We start from the raw sequence: 14,267 nt of genomic DNA, 5'->3' as shown, positions 1-14,267 counted from the left end.
GCAGCGGCTCACCGAAAGTCAGCACGCCGCCGACATCGGCAAGCACCGGTTCGAGCGTCACCGGCGTGTTGCCAATCGGCACAAACCGCGCGGCCTCGAACATGTGCACCAGCGTCAGCGACCCGCTGGCCGAGCACATGACCACCGATGAACTGAGCGGTTGGCGCGACTTGATCGGCGCGCTGAGGCGCACGTCGTTTCCGACAGTGAAGACCTGCTCGACATCCAGCGCCGTCCCGGCCCAGAACTGCTCGGCCCAGGCCTCGTAGTTGTTCAGGCACAGGCGGAATTCGCGGATCAGGTGTTCGAAGTCCGGCTCATCGGGATTCAAAGCAGCAACAACGAGCAGGCCGATGCTGTTGTTCAGGGCCAGCAGCTGATCGGTTGGAAGCATTCGCAGTCTCTCGCGCACATCAAAAAGGTGCGGGGACTTTGCGGGGGATCAATCAGGAAAGAAGTCGGGCGAGTAGGCGTTATCTGTAGGATGTTTCGACATGTTTTGTAGGGCGGTATAGGGTTTCGTATTCTCGTTCACAACTAAGGGCCTTTACCTACCCGGAAGCCTTCAATGACAAAAGGATCAGGCGTCATGTCCAACACAGCCGAGCGGGTCAATATCATCGACACTCAGGTGTTGTCCCATGACTGGTATTTGCTGAAGAAAATCACTTTCGACTATCACCGCAACAATGGTGAGTGGCAGCGTCAGACCCGTGAGGTCTACGACCGTGGTAACGGCGCAGCGATTCTGCTGTTCAACCGTGAACAGCGCACGGTGGTACTGACCCGGCAGTTCCGCTTGCCGGTGTTCGTCAATGGTCATGATGGTTTGCTGATCGAGGTGGCGGCCGGGTTGCTCGAAGGGGCTGCGCCGGAGCAGCGGATTCGCGATGAAGCCGAGGAGGAAACCGGTTATCGCGTGCACGTGGTGAAGAAGGTGTTCGAGGCTTACATGAGTCCGGGGTCAGTGACCGAGAAGCTGCACTTTTTCATTGCCGAATACGACGCGGCGTCGAAGGTTAGCGAGGGCGGTGGTCTGGAAGAAGAGACTGAAGAACTTGAAGTGCTGGAGTGGAGCTTCGACGAAGCGCTGGCGGCGTTTCAGCGCGGCGAGATCTGCGACGCCAAGACCATCATGCTGTTGCAGTATGCGGCGATGAATAACCTGTTCGGCGCTTGAGTCAGAACAAATCCCCGGTTTTGCCAACCGTCGACCAGTCGCCACCCTCCAGGGTCAGCAAGCGCTCTTTCGCCTCTAGCCCCCCGGCGAACCCGGTGAGCTTCCCTGAGGCGCCGATCACCCGATGACACGGCGCGACAATGGAGATCGGGTTGCGTCCGTTCGCTGCGCCCACTGCCCGCACAGCAGCGGGATTGCCAATCTGTCTGGCGATCTGGCTGTAAGTGCGCGTCTGGCCAAAAGGAATGGTCAGCAGCGCCGCCCAGACCTTTTTCTGAAAAACGGTGCCAGCGAAATCCAGTTCCAGATCAAAACAGTCACGCGTCCCGGAAAAATATTCTTCAAGTTGTCGAGCCGTTCGAATCAGGATCGGATTGTCGTGTGCCTCGCTCATCGGCCCGAGGCGCACGCGGTCGGGTTTATCGTTTTCCCAGAGGATGGCCGCCAGTCGTGAGCCGTTCGCGACCAGCTTCAGCTCGCCGACGGGCGAGGGCAGGGTGATGAACGTATAAGACATGACGACAGACTCCGGAGCAGGGTGGCAACAGCGCCCAGCATACTGCCTGATCGGGGAGGCGCAATACGCAAAGCCGACCATACTGCTTGGTGCTCTTGCAGCGTTTCCCCCTCTGTTCTGCACAGACCCTGAAAACAAAAAAGAGATCGACTCATGAAGTACGAACCTTTGGCCAAATCGCTGATAGCGACCTCACTGGCACTCAGCTGTCTCATGGCTCACGCGGCGTCGGTGGCACCGGTTGCCGCAGAAAACGGCATGGTGGTCACCGCGCAACATCTGGCCACCCATGTTGGCGTCGACGTATTGAAAAGTGGCGGTAATGCCGTCGATGCGGCGGTCGCCGTGGGTTACGCGCTGGCGGTGGTCTATCCCGCAGCAGGCAACCTGGGCGGAGGCGGCTTCATGACCATTCAACTGGCAGACGGGCGCAAAACCTTCCTCGATTTTCGTGAGAAAGCACCACTGGCGGCCACTGCCAACATGTACCTCGACAAGGAAGGCAACGTGATTCCCGACTTGAGTACCCGTGGCCACCTGGCGGTGGGCGTGCCGGGCACCGTGTCCGGCATGGAGCTGGCGCTGAGCAAATACGGGACCAAACCGCGCAAGGAAATGATTGCGCCGGCGATCAAACTGGCGGAAGACGGTTTTGCGCTGGAGCAGGGTGACGTCGAGTTGCTGGAGTACGCCACCGACGTGTTCAAGAAGGACATGCGCGACTCCGGTTCGATCTTCCTGCATAACGGCGAGCCGATGCAGGTCGGGCAGAAACTGGTGCAGAAGGATCTCGGCAAAACCCTGCGGACCATTTCCGAAAAAGGCGCCGACGGCTTCTATAAAGGCTGGGTTGCCGATGCCATCGTCACCTCCAGCCAGGCCAACAAAGGCATCATCACCCAGGCGGACCTCGATAAATACAAGACCCGCGAACTGGCTCCGGTGGAATGCGACTACCGTGGTTATCACGTGGTCTCGGCGCCGCCGCCAAGCTCTGGCGGGGTAGTGATCTGCCAGATCATGAACATCCTCGAAGGCTATCCGATGAAGGATCTGGGCTTCCATTCGGCCCAAGGCATGCACTATCAGATCGAAGCCATGCGCCACGCCTATGTCGATCGCAACAGCTACCTGGGCGATCCGGATTTCGTCAAAAATCCGATCGAGCATCTGCTGGACAAGAACTACGCGACCAAACTGCGCGACGCCATCCAGCCGCAAAAGGCTGGCGTGTCGGCCGAACTCAAACCCGGCGTAGCCCCCCATGAGGGCAGCAACACCACTCACTACTCGATCGTCGACAAGTGGGGCAATGCGGTGTCGGTCACTTATACCCTTAATGACTGGTTCGGCGCGGGCGTGATGGCGAGCAAGACCGGGGTGATCCTCAACGATGAAATGGACGACTTCACCTCCAAGGTCGGCGTGCCGAACATGTACGGTCTGGTGCAGGGCGAAGCCAATGCGATTGCTCCGGGCAAGGCACCGCTGTCGTCGATGAGCCCGACCATTGTCACCAAGGATGGCAAAGTGGTGATGGTGGTCGGTACACCGGGCGGCAGCCGTATTATCACGGCGACTTTGCTGACCATGCTCAACGTCATCGACTACGGCATGGGCCTGCAGGAGGCGGTCGATGCGCCACGTTTCCACCAGCAGTGGATGCCGGAGGAAACCAACCTCGAAGACTTCGCCGCCAGCCCCGACACGAAGAAGCTCCTCGAGAGCTGGGGTCACAAGTTCGCCGGACCGCAGGACGCCAACCACATCGCCGCGATTCTGGTGGGTGCACCTTCGCTGGGCGGTAAGCCGGTCGGCAAAAACCGTTTCTACGGCGCCAACGATCCACGCCGCAACACGGGCTTGTCACTGGGTTACTGAGGCGCGTAAAAAGGGGGCGGGCTTACGTCCGCCCCTGTCTCAAGGACTGATCAAGGAAGGCTCATCATGACCACCGCATTACTGATCATCGACGTCCAGCGCGCCCTCTGCTCGGGTGAATATCAGTGCTACGACATTCAGCGTGTGCTCGACACCATCAACGGTCTCAGTGCTCGCGCACGCCAGGCTGGCGTGCGCGTGGTGCTGATCCAGCATGAAGAAGAGGACAGCCCGTTGGCCCATGGTGCCGAAGGCTGGCAACTGGCCGAAGGGCTTGAGACATCGCCTAAGGACCTGCGCGTACGCAAGACCACCCGGGACTCGTTTTACCAGACTGACCTGGGTAAATTTTTGCCAGGTGAAGACTTCGAACGACTGGTTATTTGCGGTCTGCAGACCGATTACTGTGTCAATACGACCGTACGCCGGGCCCATGAGCTGGGTTATGACGTAGTGCTTGCCGCCGACGCGCATTCCACCGTCGACAACGGCAATATGAGCGCCGAAGACATCATCGCCGAGCACAACAAGGATCTAGCGAATCTGACTGGCTCGGTGGCGCGTATCGACGTCAAACCCGCAGCCGACATTACGTTCTGACTATCCACACAAAACCTGTAGGAGTGAGCCTGCTCGATGCAACATCGTCTGACCGAACGCTATCGCGAGCAGGCTCACTCCTACAGTGATTGCGAAATCCTGATTGCTATGTACATCAGGGATTTCCGCTGGCAGCACTGGCATACTGCGCGCCGTCCGAAGAATGGAATCTCTCGATGTTCGCTATCTCCCGGCGTCATGCCTTGACGCTGATGTGCCTTGCGTTTGCCTCTATCACCCACGCCAGCAGTTTCGATTGCGCCAGTGCTGCCAGCAAAACTGAAAAAGCCATTTGTGGCGACCCGCAGATCTCGCAACTCGATGAGAAGCTGGGCAAGCTCTGGCACTCGACATCGGCTGATGTCCCCGATGCCAAAGGCCTCAAGGCAGACCAGCGGCAGTGGCTGAAAAACCGCAACGCCTGTGGCGATCAGACAGCCTGTTTGCGTCGGCAGTATTTAATGCGCCTGACCGAACTTGAACACGCCACCCAGCCCTTCAGTTGGGACGCGACCTGGCAGCTCATTCCGCCAGGGACCTCAACCTCGGCGACAGTCATAACCCAGCGCCGCGACCCCACGCACATCAGCATCGACATCACGGCGGCTGAGGGCGCCAACTCCGGTGATCTGGATGGCGTTGCCACACTCAAGGACGGTAAAGCCGTTTACTCGGAAGACCAGTGCACCCTGTTGTTCACCCCCATCAATGGTGTGCTGGATATTTCTCTCGTCGGTGCAGGCGGATATTGCAGTGCCGGGTTGGGCGTCTACTACACCGGTCGTTTTGTCGCTTCGCAGCAACCGCTGACGCTGGATTACGACATGCTCAGCCTGGGCCTGGCGCAAACACCGGGAGAAAACCAGGCACTGCACACGTTGCTCAAGACTGATTATCAGACGCTGGTGGAAAAGTCCGGCTCGTTGATGACCGCTGAATCTTCCGCTGATGTACCGGGTAGTCAGGTCTGGGAGATGTGGATGCGCGGCCTGGGTGGCACCGGCATCGTGATGCGGTCAGCCGATGGCCATTTCTGGGTCTTGTTGGTTACCGATGACAACACCGGTCACTCGCGCCTGCGCTATTACACCGACGTTGCGAAATGGAAAAAACGCCTACCCGGCGCCTTGCACGACTGGAACGAGCGCATGAAAGATCATCTGGAACTCCCCGTAGACTTCATGCCCTGATCTGCGCAGCATTGCGCCATCACGTCGCAAACAACACCCCACGAATCTCGCCCACCCGCGGCGCTACGACCACGCCCTCCAGCACCATCCGCGTAATCGTCTGTGCCGCCGTTTGATAGTCCTCATCCTGCGGCACTTCGCGCCCGATGATCCGGCCCATCTGCCAGCCGATGTTGGTGTACGTGCGCGTCGCCGACCAGATGAACAGCATCAAGTGCTCTGGATCCACTGGAGCCAGCAAGCCGCGCTCGATCCAGCTGCGCAGACATTCAACGTTGCGCCGCGCTTCGGCCTGCAACAGATCGCGGCACTCATCCGGCAACTGGCGACCGCCCAATAGCAACTCGCCACTGAAGACCTTGGCAATCGCCGGATGTTCGCGGGCGATGCGAATGCGTGCGGCCACGTAGGCGCGCAGTCCCGTCAGCGGATCATCACTTTCACGCAGCACCGCCGAGGCTTCCAGCAGCGGCTCGACAAACCCCAACAGCACTTTGCTGTAGAGGTTTTCCTTGCTCTGGAAGTAATAATACAGATTGGCTTTGGGCACCCCGGCACGCGCCGCGATATCGCGGGTCTGGGTGGCGTTGAAGCCGTTGGCGGCGAATTCCTCGCTGGCAGCGGCGAGGATCAACTGCTCGTTGCGTACGCGGATGGCACTCATGGCAATACAGGTTGGCTGGACGGCATGGAAAGATTCTGGCGATTTCGGTTTCGCAATATACAAAACTATATAGCGATGAAGCCAGCACACTCGAAGGGCGACGCTATGCTGGTTCGATCATTGACTGGAAACGGAGCAGGCACATGACCCTTCAGACACTGCGGGCCGACGCGACACACCTGGATGCGGTGGCGCAGTTGTTCGACGCTTACCGAGTCTTTTACCAGCAGCCGTCGAACCTTGAGCAATCACGAACCTTCATCGCCGCGCGCATGGCCAGCGATGAATCCGCGATTTTTCTGGTTCAGGATGAAAAGGGCGAGGCGCTGGGGTTCGTGCAGTTGTATCCGACGTTCTCGTCCATCGATGCCCACCGCACCTGGCTGCTCAGCGACCTGTTCACCACGCCCGCCGCCCGTGGGCGTGGGGTTGGCCGCTTGTTGATGAACACGGCGCGTGACTTTGCCTTGGCGACCGGCGCCAAGGGGCTGGTGCTGGAAACCGCAACCGACAACTTCACTGCGCAGGGGCTGTATGAATCATTGGGTTATGTCCGCGATACGGGTTACTACACCTATTTGCTCGACTTGCGTCAGGGCTGAACGGCCGCCATCAGCATTAGCTCGATCTGCGCCAATTCCCAGGTACTGAGCAAACTCACCGGATCGGTGCCGTAACGCTGCCAACTGTCCAGCGCGCCTTCTTGTCCGTCACCATTGCGGGCGAATTCACAGTGATGTAACCGCCCACCTTCAACATCCAGCCGCAACTGCCAGCCTTCGATATCGACCGTGACCAGCCCGGCCTTGGTAGGCCGCTCGCAGATTTTCAAAGCGAGCACGCCCAACGCCGCTTCACGCAAACGCTGACACACCTCGCGGGCGCTCAGAAATGCAGACATGTCGAACTCAATGACCAGATGAGCGGGCCAGCATAAAGGTCGGGCCGACAAGTGTCAGCGTTCACTGGCCCGATCCGCGACAATTCCGTAACATCCGCAACCCTCTTTTTCCCGAACACCTGCAGCCGCGCTCGGTGGCTGCTCGATAGGTAAGCCATGAAACCGATTCGTCTGCGCGCCGATGTCCTGGCCGGACTCACCACCTCGTTTGCCCTGTTGCCCGAATGCATTGCGTTCGCGCTGGTGGCGCACCTCAATCCGCTGATGGGCCTGTACGGCGCGTTCATCATTTGCACGCTGACAGCGTTGTTCGGCGGGCGACCGGGCATGGTCTCCGGCGCGGCCGGTTCGATGGCCGTGGTCATCGTTGCGCTGGTGGTGCAACACGGTGTGCAGTATTTGCTGGCGACGGTGTTGCTTGGCGGTTTGATCATGATGGCGTTCGGTTTGCTGCGCCTGGGCAAACTGGTGCGCATGGTGCCGCACCCGGTGATGCTCGGCTTCGTCAACGGTCTGGCGATCATCATTGCGCTGGCGCAACTGGAACATTTCAAGAACGGTGAGGACTGGCTCAGCGGTACGCCGTTGTACCTGATGGCCGGGCTGGTGGCGCTGACCATGGCCATCGTCTATATCCTGCCGCGTCTGACGAAAGCGGTGCCGCCGGCACTGGTGGCGATCCTCGGCGTCGGTCTGCTGGTCTATCTGTTCGGCCTGCCGACCCGCACCCTCGGCGACATGGCGCACATTGCCGGCGGCTTGCCGACGTTCGCTTTGCCGGACATCCCGTGGAATCTTGAAACCCTGCGCATCATCGCGCCTTACGCGATTCTGATGGCGCTGGTCGGTCTGCTGGAAACCCTGCTGACGTTGAACCTGACCGACGAAATCACCGAAACCCGTGGCTACCCGGATCGCGAGTGCGTGGCGCTCGGTGCGGCCAACATGGTCTCGGGCGCATTCGGTGGCATGGGCGGTTGCGCGATGATCGGCCAGACCGTGATCAATCTCAGCTCCGGTGGGCGCGGGCGCTTGTCTGGCGTGGTCGCTGGGGTGTTGATTCTGTTGTTCATTCTGTTTCTGTCGCCGCTGATCGAGCGTATTCCGCTGGCGGCGCTGGTGGGTGTGATGTTTGTGGTGTCGCAGCAGACTTTTGCCTGGGCGTCGTTGCGGGTGGTGAACAAAGTGCCGCTCAATGATGTGCTGGTGATCATTGCTGTGACTACCATCACTGTGTTCACTGATCTGGCCACTGCGGTGTTGTGCGGCATCATCATCGCTGCGCTCAACTTTGCCTGGCAGCAGGCGCGTGAGTTGTATGCCGATGAGCATCTGGAGGCTGACGGCAGCAAGCTTTATCGTTTGCATGGCACGTTGTTTTTTGCTTCGACTACGCCCTTTCTCAATCAGTTTGATCCGGCTAATGATCCGGCCCGGGTGACTTTGGATTGTCGGCATTTGAGTTTTGTTGATTATTCGGCGATTGCGGCTTTGAGGACTCTGCGCGAGCGCTATGCCAAGGCGGGTAAGCATTTGCAGGTGTTTCATTTGTCTGAGCGGTGCAAGAAATTGTTGAAGCGGGCGGGTGAGGTGCATCACTGATTGTCTGGCTGATTGGGTATATATCCGTTGCTGCGGTCACGGCCACTTAGGGTTTCGCCCTTACGGCGACTCACTTTTTTTACAAACGCCTAAAAAAAGTAAGCAAAAAAACGCTTGCTCCTACGTGCGGCCCGCTCGCTGGGGCTCGGGGTTCCTTCGCTCCGGGCTCCATCCGGGCGCATCGCCTACGGTTTGCTTCGCTGCACCTCCTCTCGCTGTGTTTGGCTGCGCCAAACGGTCGCTGCGCTCCCACGCCCGGATGAATCCCTCCACTCAGCCTTCCGACGTCGCCCGTGGATCAAGATCAAGAGCTGCAGCCGAGCTAACGCTCATCCTGTTGAGTGGGGCGGCTTTGCCGCTGGGGTTGTACGCACGTTAAAACTGTGGGAGCGAGCCTGCTCGCGAAGGCGGCCTGACAGCCGACCTGTTTCTGGCGGGTTGTAGGCGATTCAATTGTAGGAGTGAGCCTGCTCGCGATGGCGTCGGGTCGGTCAAAGATGCTTTGAATGACACGCCGCTAGCGCTTGCAGATTCGCTCCCACTGGTGTTGTTGTGTGGCCAGACTTCAGATGGCCGGGAAGTCGATATCGGTCAGTGCCGCGTTGTTCAGGTAGTTGGTCAGGCTCTGTACGGCCACCAGTGCGATCACTTCGATGATCTTCACGTCGTCGATGCCGGCAGTGCGGGCGGCGGCGATTTGTTCATCAGTCAAATGGCCGCGGCTTTCGGTCAGCTGACGGGCGAGGGTGGCGTAGGCGTTGAGCTCGCCCTGGCGTGCGGCGACGATGTCCTGCGCCGAGAGCCCGGCTTTGCCGGCAAACAAGGTGTGTGCCGCCAGGCAGTAGTCGCAACCGTTGACCTGTGAGGTGGCGAGGTACACGGCTTCTTTTTCCTGGGCGTTCAGCGAGGTCTTGCCGAGGATGGCCGAGGCTTGCACGTAGGTTTCGAGGGCCACGGGTGCTTTGGCCAGGGTGGTGAAGACGTTGGGCAGGAAACCGATTTTCTTCTTCACGCCTTCCAGCACAGGGCGGCTGGCGTCGGCGGCGGTTTCGAGGCTGATAGCGTGGATGCGGCTCATGGTGATTCTCCGAAAGTCCGGTGCGAAGTGCGCCGGGGATGGAGGTCATGTTATTGAGCCGGGCTGGTGGATTGGCGGCAAATCGTCGAGGATATGCGGCAGATCGTCCAGATATGCCCTCGGAGTCGTCCATGGATCGCCTTTCAACATTGCTCAGCCATTTCGGCGTGAATGCCGGTACGTTCCACAGCGGCGCGTTTTGCGGCGTCAGCGTTCATGACAACGAGCCGGTGGGGCATGTGCATCTTTTGCAGGCCGGTGAATTGCTGCTCAAACCGGGCAACGAGCGTGAGATTCGTCTGAGCGAACCGTCGCTGATCTTCTTCCCCCGACCCTTTACCCATCGCATGTTTGCCGATGAAGCCATGGACACCCGACTGGTCTGCGCCACGCTGACGTTTGATGGCGGCTCCGGCAATGCCCTGGCGGCGGCGCTGCCGGATTATCTGGTGCTGAAACTGACGGACATCCCGGAACTGGGCAACACCGTGGAATGGCTGTTCAAGGAAGCGTTCGAAGGTCATTGCGGGCGGGTGGCGGTGATGGATCGCCTGTTCGAACTGCTGGTGATTCTGTTGCTGCGGCACTTGATCAGCAGTCGGGAGCAACAACCGGGGATGATCGCCGGTCTGGCCGATCCACGCCTGTCCCGTGCCTTGAACCTGATGCACGAGCAACCGCAAAAACCTTGGAGCGTGGCGGATCTGGCCGCTGTCGCCAACCTGTCCCGCGCCGGGTTTGCCGAGCAGTTTCGCCGGGTTGTCGGGCAAACGCCGGCCGATTACCTGCTGAGCTGGCGCGTCAGTCTGGCGCAGAAACGCCTGCGCGAAGGCAGACCGATTGCGCTGATTGCCGAAGAGGTCGGTTACGAAAGTCCTTCGGCGCTGGCCCGGGCGTTTCGGCGCAAGACCGGGCTCAGCCCACGCGAGTGGAAGGCGGGTGCCTGAGGATCATTTGGCGAATTTCTTCGCCCCGGCGACACACAGGATCACGCCAAACGTCACGGCGAGCATGCCGAGGCTGACCTGTTCATGCAGCAGCGTCGCCGCCAGCGCCAGACCGAAAAACGGCTGCAGTAATTGCAGCTGACCGACCGCGGCAATCCCGCCCTGAGCCAGACCGCGATACCAGAACACAAAACCGATCAGCATGCTGAACAGCGACACGTAGCCCAGACATAGCCACGCCGACAGACTGATTGTGTTGAACGAGGCGGGCGCCAGCCACACACTCAACACCGCCATGAGTGGCAGCGAAAGCACCAGCGCCCAGCAAATCACCTGCCAGCCGCCGAGAGTGCGCGACAACTTCGCGCCTTCGGCATAACCGAGACCACAGGCCAGAATCGCCGCGAGCATCAGCAGATCGCCAGTGGGCGAGGCAGTCAGACCTTGTGCCAGCGCGAAGCCGACCACCAGCGCGCTGCCGAGCATCGAGAAAATCCAGAACACCGGTCGCGGCCGCTCACCGCCGCGCAGCACAGCAAAAATCGCTGTGGCCAGTGGCAGCAAGCCGACAAACACAATCGAATGCGCCGACGTCACATGTTGCAGCGCCAGGGCGGTAAGCAGTGGAAAACCAAGCACCACGCCCAGCGCGACAATCAACAGCGACAACCACTGATTGCGCGCCGGGCGCCGCTCGCGAAACAGCCACAACAGCGCCACCGCCAACACCCCGGCGATGGCGGCGCGAACCACCGTGAGAAACACCGGATCGAACTCCAGCACCGCCATACGCGTGGCCGGCAGCGAACCGCTGAAGATCACCACGCCGATAGAACCGTTGATCCAGCCACTGGTTTTTTCCAGTGCCGGGGTCGTCAGATTCGAAGTCCTTTCCATCACCGTTCACGCTCGGAAGTGGGTTGCATTGCGGTCATGCTAGAACCGAGAATCAGCACAATCAAAGAATTGTCATGGATACATCCGGCATGCCACGTTCGCGCTATAAGACACTGGTTGACGCCTACGCGGCGGACATTCGCTCGGGGATGTTGCCGCCGGGTACACGGTTGCCGACCCACCGGCAACTGGCCGCTCAAGAAGGGCTGGCACTGGTCACGGCCTCGCGGGTATATGCAGAGCTGGAGGCCATGGGCCTGATCAGCGGCGAGACCGGGCGCGGTACGTTTGTCCGCGAAACGTCGTTGTCGCCGGGGCAGGGCATCGATCAGAAAGACGTGGCGGTCGGCATGATCGACCTCAATTTCAATTATCCGTCGTTGCCCGGTCAGGCGGATTTGTTGCGCACAGCGTTGCGCCAATTGGCGTTGTCCGGCGATCTGGAGGCGTTGCTGCGTTATCAACCGCACGCCGGGCGCGGCCACGAGCGTGCATCGGTCGCGCGGCACCTGCTGACGCGCGGGGTGAGGGTCGAGGCCGAGCAAGTGCTGATCGTCAACGGTGCCCAGCAAGGCCTGGCCGTCACGCTGATGGCGCTGCTCAAACCCGGCGATGTGATCGCCGCCGACGCGCTGACCTATTCCGGGTTCAAGGTGCTGGCCGAAGCGCTGCATCTGGAAGTCGTAGCCATTGCGCTCGGTGATCAAGGGCCGGATCTCGCCGCGCTGGACAAACTCTGTCGCAGCCGCTCGGTGCGCGCCGTGTACAGCATGCCGACGTTGCACAACCCGTTGGGTTGGGTGATGCCGCTGGCGCAGCGCGAGCAGTTGGTGGCGATTGCCCGGCGACATGATCTGACAATAATCGAAGACGCGGCCTACGCCTTTTTGGTTGAAAACCCACCGCGTACGCTGATCGATCTGGCGCCGGAGCGCACGGTTTACTTCTCGGGCCTGTCGAAAAACATCGCCACAGGCCTGCGTGTCGGTTTCATCGCCGCCCCGACCGACGTGGTGCCAGCACTGGAACGCATCATCCGCGCCACGACCTGGAACACCCCAGGCGTCATGACTGCCATCGCCTGTGGCTGGCTCGACGACGGCACGGTAACGGTGCTGGAAGAACAGAAGCGCAACGACGCCAAGGCGCGGCAGGCACTGGCGAACGAAGTGTTGAAAGGCCTGCCGAGCATTGGTCATCCGGCGTCGTATTTCCTGTGGCTACCGCTGCCGGAAGATGTGCGCGCCGATCAGATTGTCGTCGAGCTGATGCACGAGCAGATTTCCGTCACCACGGCCGAACCGTTTTCGGTGGCGGGTCATGTGCCGCATGCGATTCGCCTGGCGTTGGGCTCGGTAGAGATGGACGTGTTGCGTCAGGCGTTGAGCAAAGTCAGAAAGATCATTGGCGCTTACCTGTAAAAACATAATGCTACCCTTGCGTCGCCCGATGCAGACCGATCCGGAACCCTCGATGAAAAACACCGCTGCACTGTCACTCRCCCTGATGCTCGCCACTGGCCTGTCCAGTACGTTCACCCTCGCCGCAGGCGACCCCGAAGCCGGCGCGAAAATTTTTCCGCGTCTGTGCGGCGGCTGCCATCAGGTCGGCGAATCGGCCCGCCCCGGATTCGGTCCGCAACTCAATGGCATCATCGGTCGGCCCGCCGGTACGTCAGCGAATTACGTGTATTCAGAGGCGATGAAGAACTCGGGAGTGACCTGGGATCGCGAAACGCTGATCGCCTATCTGAAGGACCCGAAAGGCGTGGTGCCCGGTACGCGGATGATTTTCTGGGGCTTGAGCGACGAAGAAAAACTCGACAATTTGCTGGCGTACCTCCAGACCTTCACGCAATAACGGTAGCTCCTACAGGGCGTGCGTGTTTTTGAGGTGCCGCGATGTCGGTTGATGCTCTCTGTGGCAACCCCCTCCATCACGCTCGATTGATTCCGCCGCCAGGGTCATGACCGTCACCACTACGTCTTCTTCGCGACTCAAGTATTGCGGTGTTCGGGCGATATGCCGGACACCCAAGTCCCTGATTGAAAAATGACATGAAAAAGCTACTCGTCGCTGTTGCTGCCCTCGTTTTGCTGACGGGTTGCGTGACCAAAGATCTCAGCGTTGAAGACCGCCAGCAGATCAAAACCGTGAAAGTGCTGCCGGTGTTTGTTGCCGTCGATAACTTTCAATACACCAGCATGACGCAGGCCTGGGGCGCCGGCCTGGGTGCTGGAGCCGGCGCAGCGGCAGGTATGGCCTCAGGTGCTTCGACTTCTGGCGCCGGTGCGTTAACGGGGGCGGGCTCTGTGGCAGGGAGGAAAGCGGCGGACGTGGCCACCGGCGATATCACTCTGGCGATTCGCAACAACATGAAGGCCAATGGCATCGACCTGAGCCAGTTGATCCGGCAAAGCTTCGAAAAACGCGTACAGCAGGAACATCTGTTTACCGTGGTGGGCGAGGGTGAGCGAGCCGATGCCGAGGTCGAAATTCTGGTCTCGCAATGGGGCCTCTGCCTGAAGAACTTCAGCACCGTGTTGTATCCCGTCATCGGTGCCACGGCGCAAATCAAGCGCAACGGCTCAGCGGTATGGCGTAATTTCGACACGATCTCTGTATCCAACGATGCCAACACCATCGCTTATACACCGGAGCAGTACGCCACGGATCCCGAGGCGTTGCGCAAAGCGTTCAGCCATGTGTCCGATCTGGTGGTCAACAAGCTGGTCGATCACTTGAAACAGTAATTGGCACAACGCGATCGTGTTCGCGGAACGCTGCAGTCGGTCACGGGTCGATAGGGT

The 14,267-nt window shown here is 59.8% G+C and carries 16 protein-coding genes; 10 read left to right on the top strand and 6 right to left on the bottom strand.

Translation table 11 applies throughout. The annotated features are described in order from the left end of the window. On the bottom strand, positions 1-394 hold a 394-nt coding region (locus AC1DVF_RS25405; protein WP_477783338.1), incomplete at its 3' end, for a hypothetical protein. Positions 395-589: 195 nt separating this feature from the next. Between AC1DVF_RS25405 and AC1DVF_RS25400 the strand changes: the two genes are divergently transcribed. Continuing rightward, positions 590-1,180 carry an NUDIX domain-containing protein gene (locus AC1DVF_RS25400; protein WP_477783337.1) on the top strand — a complete coding sequence of 197 codons (591 nt, stop codon included), beginning with the start codon at positions 590-592 and terminating at the stop codon, positions 1,178-1,180. Between the two features lies 1 nt (position 1,181). On the opposite strand, the gene AC1DVF_RS25395 is transcribed toward AC1DVF_RS25400, so the two are convergent. Beyond that, positions 1,182-1,697: a methylated-DNA--[protein]-cysteine S-methyltransferase gene (locus AC1DVF_RS25395; protein ID WP_477783336.1), complete on the bottom strand. Its 516-nt coding sequence runs from the start codon at positions 1,695-1,697 to the stop codon at positions 1,182-1,184. A 153-nt stretch (positions 1,698-1,850) separates the two neighbouring features. Between AC1DVF_RS25395 and ggt the strand changes: the two genes are divergently transcribed. From ggt to AC1DVF_RS25380, 3 genes are all read left to right on the top strand, one after another. Continuing rightward, the gene (gene ggt / locus AC1DVF_RS25390) at positions 1,851-3,578 is read left to right on the top strand and encodes a gamma-glutamyltransferase (protein WP_093441230.1); all 1,728 of its coding nucleotides are present in this window, start codon (positions 1,851-1,853) and stop codon (positions 3,576-3,578) included. Between the two features lie 66 nt (positions 3,579-3,644). Beyond that, positions 3,645-4,178 (top strand): cysteine hydrolase family protein, encoded by a 534-nt coding sequence (locus AC1DVF_RS25385; RefSeq protein WP_477783335.1) that lies wholly within the window; start codon positions 3,645-3,647, stop codon positions 4,176-4,178. Positions 4,179-4,354: 176 nt separating this feature from the next. Further along, a complete protein-coding gene (locus tag AC1DVF_RS25380) occupies positions 4,355-5,368 on the top strand; it encodes a lysozyme inhibitor LprI family protein (RefSeq protein ID WP_477783334.1) in 1,014 nt (337 codons plus the stop codon). 19 nt (positions 5,369-5,387) lie between these two features. On the opposite strand, the gene AC1DVF_RS25375 is transcribed toward AC1DVF_RS25380, so the two are convergent. Beyond that, entirely contained in the window at positions 5,388-6,032 is a 645-nt protein-coding gene (locus tag AC1DVF_RS25375; protein WP_477783333.1) for a TetR family transcriptional regulator C-terminal domain-containing protein, read from the bottom strand. A 143-nt stretch (positions 6,033-6,175) separates the two neighbouring features. Between AC1DVF_RS25375 and AC1DVF_RS25370 the strand changes: the two genes are divergently transcribed. Further along, positions 6,176-6,634 carry an N-acetyltransferase family protein gene (locus AC1DVF_RS25370; RefSeq protein ID WP_477783332.1) on the top strand — a complete coding sequence of 153 codons (459 nt, stop codon included), beginning with the start codon at positions 6,176-6,178 and terminating at the stop codon, positions 6,632-6,634. On the opposite strand, the gene AC1DVF_RS25365 is transcribed toward AC1DVF_RS25370, so the two are convergent. Then, positions 6,625-6,933 (bottom strand): DUF7693 family protein, encoded by a 309-nt coding sequence (locus AC1DVF_RS25365; RefSeq protein ID WP_477783331.1) that lies wholly within the window; start codon positions 6,931-6,933, stop codon positions 6,625-6,627. The genes AC1DVF_RS25370 and AC1DVF_RS25365 overlap by 10 nt on opposite strands. 156 nt (positions 6,934-7,089) lie before the next feature. Between AC1DVF_RS25365 and AC1DVF_RS25360 the strand changes: the two genes are divergently transcribed. After that, positions 7,090-8,535: a SulP family inorganic anion transporter gene (locus AC1DVF_RS25360; RefSeq protein ID WP_093441205.1), complete on the top strand. Its 1,446-nt coding sequence runs from the start codon at positions 7,090-7,092 to the stop codon at positions 8,533-8,535. A gap of 565 nt (positions 8,536-9,100) precedes the next feature. Here the strand turns inward: AC1DVF_RS25360 and AC1DVF_RS25355 are convergent. After that, positions 9,101-9,613 carry a carboxymuconolactone decarboxylase family protein gene (locus tag AC1DVF_RS25355; protein ID WP_116254999.1) on the bottom strand — a complete coding sequence of 171 codons (513 nt, stop codon included), beginning with the start codon at positions 9,611-9,613 and terminating at the stop codon, positions 9,101-9,103. Positions 9,614-9,744: 131 nt separating this feature from the next. On the opposite strand from AC1DVF_RS25355, the gene AC1DVF_RS25350 reads away from it, so the two are divergent. After that, entirely contained in the window at positions 9,745-10,560 is an 816-nt protein-coding gene (locus AC1DVF_RS25350) for an AraC family transcriptional regulator (RefSeq protein WP_095048045.1), read from the top strand. 3 nt (positions 10,561-10,563) lie between these two features. On the opposite strand, the gene AC1DVF_RS25345 is transcribed toward AC1DVF_RS25350, so the two are convergent. Beyond that, positions 10,564-11,457, bottom strand: a complete 894-nt coding sequence (locus AC1DVF_RS25345; RefSeq protein WP_477783330.1) for a DMT family transporter — start codon at positions 11,455-11,457, stop codon at positions 10,564-10,566. Positions 11,458-11,546: 89 nt separating this feature from the next. Here AC1DVF_RS25345 and AC1DVF_RS25340 point away from each other — a divergent pair, with 89 nt between their 5' ends. From AC1DVF_RS25340 to AC1DVF_RS25330, 3 genes are all read left to right on the top strand, one after another. Next, positions 11,547-12,878 carry an aminotransferase-like domain-containing protein gene (locus AC1DVF_RS25340; protein WP_477783339.1) on the top strand — a complete coding sequence of 444 codons (1,332 nt, stop codon included), beginning with the start codon at positions 11,547-11,549 and terminating at the stop codon, positions 12,876-12,878. Between the two features lie 52 nt (positions 12,879-12,930). After that, positions 12,931-13,317 carry a c-type cytochrome gene (locus AC1DVF_RS25335; RefSeq protein WP_477783329.1) on the top strand — a complete coding sequence of 129 codons (387 nt, stop codon included), beginning with the start codon at positions 12,931-12,933 and terminating at the stop codon, positions 13,315-13,317. Positions 13,318-13,514: 197 nt separating this feature from the next. Further along, on the top strand, positions 13,515-14,210 hold the full coding sequence (locus tag AC1DVF_RS25330) for a hypothetical protein (protein WP_477783328.1): 696 nt from the start codon (positions 13,515-13,517) through the stop codon (positions 14,208-14,210). The last annotated feature ends 57 nt before the right edge of the window (positions 14,211-14,267 follow it).

Source organism: Pseudomonas sp. P4_D7, from assembly GCF_056401755.1.
The sequence above is the reverse complement of the archived record's forward strand: the minus strand, read 5'-3'. Positions and strand labels throughout refer to the sequence as shown.